Annotated in this window: 5 protein-coding genes; 1 reads left to right on the top strand and 4 read right to left on the bottom strand. The window is 67.3% G+C overall.

All coding sequences use genetic code 11. The features are described from left to right. Positions 1 to 390 precede the first annotated feature (390 nt). The 4 genes from VI480_RS02850 to VI480_RS02835 all read right to left on the bottom strand — a co-directional run bounded on the left by VI480_RS02850 (position 391) and on the right by VI480_RS02835 (position 4,929). The gene (locus tag VI480_RS02850; RefSeq protein WP_323671306.1) at positions 391 to 567 is read right to left on the bottom strand and encodes a hypothetical protein; all 177 of its coding nucleotides are present in this window, start codon (positions 565 to 567) and stop codon (positions 391 to 393) included. Further along, positions 537 to 1,463 (bottom strand): YihY/virulence factor BrkB family protein, encoded by a 927-nt coding sequence (locus VI480_RS02845; RefSeq protein ID WP_323671305.1) that lies wholly within the window; start codon positions 1,461 to 1,463, stop codon positions 537 to 539. Before VI480_RS02845 ends, VI480_RS02850 begins: the two co-directional genes overlap by 31 nt. Positions 1,464 to 1,534: 71 nt before the next feature. Continuing rightward, on the bottom strand, positions 1,535 to 3,037 hold the full coding sequence (locus VI480_RS02840; RefSeq protein ID WP_323671304.1) for a class I adenylate-forming enzyme family protein: 1,503 nt from the start codon (positions 3,035 to 3,037) through the stop codon (positions 1,535 to 1,537). Next, the gene (locus tag VI480_RS02835; RefSeq protein WP_323671303.1) at positions 3,034 to 4,929 is read right to left on the bottom strand and encodes a molybdopterin-dependent oxidoreductase; all 1,896 of its coding nucleotides are present in this window, start codon (positions 4,927 to 4,929) and stop codon (positions 3,034 to 3,036) included. The genes VI480_RS02840 and VI480_RS02835 overlap by 4 nt, the downstream gene beginning before the upstream one ends. A gap of 108 nt (positions 4,930 to 5,037) precedes the next feature. Between VI480_RS02835 and VI480_RS02830 the strand changes: the two genes are divergently transcribed. Further along, a complete protein-coding gene (locus VI480_RS02830; protein WP_323671302.1) occupies positions 5,038 to 6,453 on the top strand; it encodes an MFS transporter in 1,416 nt (471 codons plus the stop codon).

The following is a 6,453-nucleotide window of genomic DNA, read 5'->3' as shown; positions in this document are numbered from 1 at the left end:
ACACCGACCACTACCATGACCAACCAGACACCACCGCCAGCACGCCGATGCTGCTTGAAACAACCGGCAAACTGTCGCGAAGAGTCAGAAACACCTCAACGACAAGATCCACCAACACGGCTTCATTGCTCGATGGCACCCCGGTCACACCACCAGACACGGCCAGCCGGCCAACCCCGGCTACTACGAACTACAACCACCTGGCACGCCGGCTGACAACACCAGCGGCCAACACACTGACGGCCGAACTGGCCCGCGAGCGCCCCCACGCTGAGGGCCGCGGGGCAACCCGCAACCGGGTGCCTGCTTGTAGAGGCCCGGACGCCGCGGGCTACACGCGGCAGGTGACTCCGCCTACGCCCTCGCGATCAACCCGGGACAGCCGCAGAGTCACTCGATGGGCACTGGTGTTCGGTCATCACGCTCGCGCAGGAGTTCCGCAGCGGCGCGCACCAGCCGGATCTCGTACAGGGTCAAATGCCTTACTTCAGGCTGGTCCTTCTGGTCAGCCAGCTGATCCAGTGCCTCTGCAATCGTCAGTCCTGAGAAGTCTCGGTAGACGGGCATGCTCTGAGGCTACGAAGCGGGCGGTGGCGGTCGAGGAGGCTGTTCAGCTCGGCGCCGGCGAGCAATCCCATTGCGAGCAGGTAGAGCCACAGCAGCAGGCTGATGGCGCCTCCCAGCAAGCCGAAGATCGCGTTGACGCCGCCTGACGCCAGGCTGAGGTAGGCGCCGAAGCCTCCCGAGACAGCGAGCCACCATGCGGTCGCCAGCAGCGCGCCGGGAACTTCACGCCGCCATCGCAGCTTGTGGAGCGGCGCGATCCGGTACACAGTGGCCGCCCAGGCGACCACGGCGATGACGACGAGCGGCCAGCGAAGCCAGTCCCATGCCGTGCTGAATGAGCTCCCCGCACCCAGTCGATCCGCCAGCTCGGAACCGCTGCCGAACAGCGGCCCGATGACCACCATGGCTGCCACTGCCACGGCCACCATCAGGGTGAACAACGTCAGGGCGAATCCCACCAGCCGGGTTGACAGCCAGCTGCGAGTGCCCTGGTGCCCGCGGCAGACGTTCAGCGCACGCACCACAGCGATGAAGCCTCTCGACGCGGCATAGGCGGCGACGGCAATGCCGACGGTGACCACGCGAGCATCGGAGCGGTCAAACAGGTCCGCGACGGTGGCGTCAAGAGTGTTCTGGTCGCCGAACGTGTTGCTGATCTGCCCGAGCAGCCAATCCTCAGTGCCGGATGCCGCGCTCTGGCCGATCAAGACATCGAGTGAGCCCAGCAGCGCAGCGAAGACGATGACCGCCGGGAACAGTCCTAAGAGGGCGAAGAACGCGATCTCTGCAGAGAGTCCGGCGATGCGGTGCTGAGCCCAATCCTGTCGAGTCTCCTTTGCGAGCCGTAGAGCACTGCGACCCAGCGTGCGAGGCCTCGAAGTCAGGCCCGATGGCACGGGGCGATGCTCCGGTGTGCGGGGCGGCGCGACGTCGTCCGCTGAGCCATCCGTGGCGCTGTGGTCGCTGTTCAGGGGGAGTCAGCTTTCACCAGCTCACTGGCGCGGGCGACGAGACCGTTGCGGTCGATCTTCGCCGTCGAGGCCAGCGGGATCTCGTCGACGATCCAGACGTGGCGAGGGTGCGCATAAGCAGGGCCATTGGCGAGCGCGTGCTGCTTGACCTCGTCGGCCGTGAGCGAGTGGCCGGGCTCGGCACGCACGAAGGCAGCCGGCAGCTGGCCCTTCAGCTCGTCGGGCACCGGCACCACCACGGCCTGGTGCACTCCAGGGTGCTTTTCGAGCATCTGCTCGACGGCGTCGGGGTAGATGTTCTCGCCGGCGCACACGAACATGTCGTCCACACGGCCCACGAAGTAGTACCAGCCGTCTTCGTCGCGGGTCATGAGGTCGCCCGTGTGGTACCAGCCGTCGGTGAGGCGCTCGGCCGTGACGTCGGGCAGGTTGTGGTAGCCGGTCATGACGCCGGGCGAGCGCACCCACAGCTCGCCGGCGTCGGAGTCCTCGCCGGTGTCGGGGTCGACCAGCCGCAGCTCCACTTTCGGGTGCTGATGACCCACGGAGATCTTGGGCCTCGGCTTGCCCTCGGGGTGGGGTCCGAATTCCAGCACCGCTTCGGTGGTGCCGTAACCGTTGGAGACGACGGCCTGAGGGAGCAGCCGCTGCACGTCGTCGTAGAGGGCCTCGGTGAGCGGTGCTGAGCCGATGAAGGCACGCTGCACCGAGGACAGGTCGGGAATCTCATGGCTTGCTGCGACGCGGGAGGCGATCTCGGCCGTGACCAGAGCGAACATCGTCGGCACGCCCGAGCACATCGTCACACGGTGCTCGGTGATCGCCTCGATGTAGCCCGAAGCGGTGAATCCGCCAAGGAGCACCACGGTGCCCCCGTTCGCGAACGCCAGCTTGGACGACATCGAGGCGTTCTTGTGGTACAGCGGGGCCGAGACCAGCATCACCTCGCCTGGCATTGCCGCGCCGTATTCAAGGACGGTAAAGGTGACGTTGCGGTGGGTCAGCAGCACGCCCTTGGGCCGCCCTGTCGAACCCGAGGTGTAGATCTGCACCGCGATGTCGTTGTCGTCAACGGCGGCTGCTTCGCTCAGCGGCTCATGAGCCACCAAGTCGTCCCATTCGGCGGTGCCGATGACGATGTGCGGCATGTCCGGCGGCACCAGCGGCGCGTGCTCAGCATCGGAGATAACGAGCTGCACGTGGGCGTCCTCGAGGATGTACGCCTGCGTCTCGGCGGGAAGCCGGGTGTTGAGCGGCACGAACACCAGCCCCGCCGCAGGTGCTCCGAACATCACGTCGTAGTACTGGCCGCAGTTCGCAGCGAGCAAGCCGATGCGGGTAAACGGTGCCAGGCCGCGGGCGGCGAGACCTGTCCCGCAGCGCAGCGCCCGTTCGCGCAGGGCAGATGCGGTGACCTGCTCGGGCGGCGTGGCTGAGCGATCGACAAGCACGACGGCGTCGTCGCGAGGGAATCGCTCGAGCAGCTCAGCGACGTTCATCGCCGTTGCAGGCTACGACGATGGGCCATCGGCTGTTTGCCGTGTGCCCGGGGCAGGCTCCACCTCGACGAGGGTGTCGTGAAATGCGGCCGGATCTCGAGCTGCGGTTGAGGCGGATCGGGCAGGTGGTGCTCGAACCCGCCGTAGTGGCTGTTGAGGAATCGCTGGTGCTGCTTGAGCGACATGAGCGCGAGCGGGTAGCGCTCTGCGAGTTCGGCACTGCCGTTGGCGGACTCAGTGGCGGGCCGGTACTGCAAAGCTCCGAGCCGCATCGGGCCGAGCTGACGTTTGCGGGCGATCCCGAGCCCACCACCATCCGAGGACGGCGGAAGGGGAACCTCCCGCTCTTCGAGCGCCGACCAACCCGGAGGCACTGCCAGCCGTGCCCAGCCGTCGCGCTGGAGCCGTTCGTAGGTGATGCCGTCGAGCCAGGGGTGACCGCTCGCCAGCAAGTCTCGCGCTATCTGCTCATCGCTGTCGGCAAGTCCGGATGCGTCGAGCGACAGTGCGCTGGCCAGCCGGCGGAAGATCTCGGTGTTCGGCATGCACTCGCCGAGCGGCTCGATCGCCGGCAGGTTCAGCGACACGTAGAGGTGGCCCCACGCGTTCATCAGGTCGAGATGCTCGATCTGGGTGGTGGTAGGCAGCACGATGTCGGCATAGCGAGCCGTGTCGGTCATGAACTGCTCGATCACCACCGTGAACAGGTCGTCGCGTTCAAGACCGGCGACCACCCGGTTCTGGTCCGGCGTGATGGCAGCAGGGTTGCAGCCGTAGTTCATCAGCACCGTGACCGGCGGCTCCAGGTCGGGGTCGGTGAGCACCTCGCCGAGGGCCGACATGTTGACGACACGCTGCGGCCCCGGCGGTGGCACGATGTCCGCGAGCGCCGTGTCGAAATAGACCTGCGTGGAGCGCATGTACCCCGAGCCCGACACGGCGGCCAGGGCTGCAACGGCTCGGTGGATGTCCTGGCCGTGCTCGCGGTGTTCCATACCGATGAGCGCACGCAACACCGCGGGTTGGTGATGTGCGATGCGATGGGCCAGCGAGACGATGTCGGCGCTCTCGATACCGGTGATCGAAGTGGCACCGTCGAGGCCGAGCGCTCTCGCTTCGGCTCGCAGTTCGGGCCAGCCCGACGTTGTTGCGCTCAGACGTTCGGGGTCGATGAGGTCATCGCGGTCCAGCACTCCGATGATTCCCAGCACGAGCGCGACGTCGGTGCCGGGGCGCGGCTGGACATGCCAGTCGGACCGTCGAGCAGTCATTGTCGAGACCGGGTCGACGACGATGACGCTGGCGCCGTTGCGATGCGCCTCCTCCACATAGGGCCACAGGTGGCGGTTGGTGAGCAGTGTGTTGGTGCCCCACAGCACGATGGTGCGGGCGCTCGCAATCTCGGTGGGGTCCGCTCCGAGCGGCATGCCGAGCACGTCGGCGGCGCCATGCCAGGCGGTCACACCGCAGATGTGCCGGTTCAGCTGCGTAGCCCCGAGCGCTGCGAAGAACCGATCGGCCAGCACACCTTTCTGCACGAGCCCCTGAGTGCCGTCGAGCGAGTACGGCAGCACCGTCTCACCGCCGCGCTGCGAGACGGCAGTGCCGATCCGCTCGGCGATCTCAGCGATCGCGGCATCCCAGCCGATCGGCTCGAACCGGCCCTCGCCCTTGGGCCCGGTTCGCCGGAGCGGCCGCAGCAGCCGGTCGGGGTGATAGACGCGGTCGAGGAAGGGATTCACCTTGGGGCAGAGCTGGCCGTCGGTGAACGGGTGGGACGGATCGCCTCGCAGATTTACTGCCACGCCCTCGCGGACCGTCACCTCCCAGGCGCACGTGTCAGGGCAGTCGTGATGGCAGGCCCCGCGCACGACGGTCGGCACGTCGCTCATCGGCCGAAATCTCCCGGCGGCGTCTGGGGCATCACCCCTAGCATGGCGTACCGGAACCCGCTCGCCCGCATTGAATTCCGGGCAGAGCGTGAACGAGGCCATCGCCCTATGTCCCAGACGACGATCCCGGCGACGCCAGTCGCTGCGCCGCCCCTTGGCGAGCCGTCGCGCCTGTTCAGCGTTCCGTTCCTCGTCCTGAACCTCAGCGCGCTGCTCTCGGCAGTGTCGTTCTCGGCGCTCCTGCCCCTGATCTCGCGGCTGGTCACCGAGCAGACCGGTGGCGGAGACGTTGCGGTGGGGTTCGCCATCAGCGTCTTTGCGGTCACCGCCATCGCAGCTCGGCCGGCCATCGGCCGGCTCGGCGACGAGCGGGGACGCCGGTTTCTCGTGGTGTCGGGCTGTTTCCTGACCGCCCTGACCATTTTCGGCCATGTCTGGGCTGACACGTACGCAGTCATCCTGGTCATGAGGCTGCTGATCGGGGGGTTCCAGGGCGCCTTCTTCGTCGGCAGCGCAGCGATGGTGAGCGACTTGGCCCCCGAAGATCGCCGGGGCGAGGCCCTGAATTGGTTCTCGGTCTCCATCTATCTCGGCATGGCCCTCGGGCCCTGGATGGGCGAGGCCACGAAAGCCTGGGGAGACTCGTCGCTCCCGCTCGACGGTTTCGACACCGCCTTCGTTGCTGCGGGCTTGCTGATGGCCGGCGCAGCGCTCGTTGGCATCTGGCTGCCCCCCGATGTGCCGGGCTTGGCAGCCCCCGCTCCACCAGTTGCCGCTGATCGTGCGAACGGTGTGCCGCAACGCCCTCTCGGAAGCGCGCAGGCTCGCCTCGTGCAGGCGGCGCGCCCGCTGGTATTCGAGCTCGTCGCCCAGCGGGACGGCGGCAACCCGCAGCCGCTGGCTGCCAGCGAGCACGCAGAGCAGAGCGCGAAGACGACCTCGAACGCCGGCCGGATCTTCTACAGGTCGGCACTATGGCCGGGGACCATCCTCGCCATGGGCATCATCATCTTCCCGGCGTTGTACGGCTTCCTTCCCAAGCTCGCCACCGAGCGCGACCTCGGCGACATCGGCCCGGTGTTCGCGGTGTACGGGCTGCTCGTGCTGGTGCTGCGAGTCGTCGGGCGGAAACTGCCCGACACCATGGGCACCAAGCGCACGGCAACCCTTGCGCTCATCGGCGCATCAGCCGGCATGGTGGTGATGGGCACCTTCGTGACACCGCTCGGCCTCTACGCGGGTGTGGTGATCATGGCGCTCGGCGGATCTCTGCTGTACCCATCGTTGATGCTGGCGGCCGTTGACGGTGTGCCGCCCAACGAACGCGCCCGCGCCGTGAGCACCTTCACCATGTTCTTCGAGCTGTCGGCGGGGATCGGCGGGCCGATCCTCGGCGTGACTGCGTGGCTCGTCGGCGCAACAGTCGGTGCCTTCTATGCGTCGGCCACGCTGTCGGCGATAGGCATCGTGCTGCTGTGGATCTGGCAGCGCGACCCCTCGCTACCGGGGAACCAGCCGCGCTGA

Origin of the sequence: Candidatus Poriferisodalis multihospitum (assembly GCF_028283155.1) — a bacterium.
GTDB lineage: Bacteria > Actinomycetota > Acidimicrobiia > Acidimicrobiales > Poriferisodalaceae > Poriferisodalis > Poriferisodalis multihospitum.
Note: the sequence above shows the minus strand (reverse complement) of the source record. Positions and strands in the feature narration are given on the sequence as shown.

Coding starts and splice junctions, on each gene's coding strand:
- VI480_RS02850 (WP_323671306.1), bottom strand. CDS start 567: ATGCCCGTCTACCGAGACTTCTCAGGACTGACGATTGCAGAGGCACTG.
- VI480_RS02840 (WP_323671304.1), bottom strand. CDS start 3,037: ATGAACGTCGCTGAGCTGCTCGAGCGATTCCCTCGCGACGACGCCGTC.
- VI480_RS02835 (WP_323671303.1), bottom strand. CDS start 4,929: ATGAGCGACGTGCCGACCGTCGTGCGCGGGGCCTGCCATCACGACTGC.
- VI480_RS02830 (WP_323671302.1), top strand. CDS start 5,038: ATGTCCCAGACGACGATCCCGGCGACGCCAGTCGCTGCGCCGCCCCTT.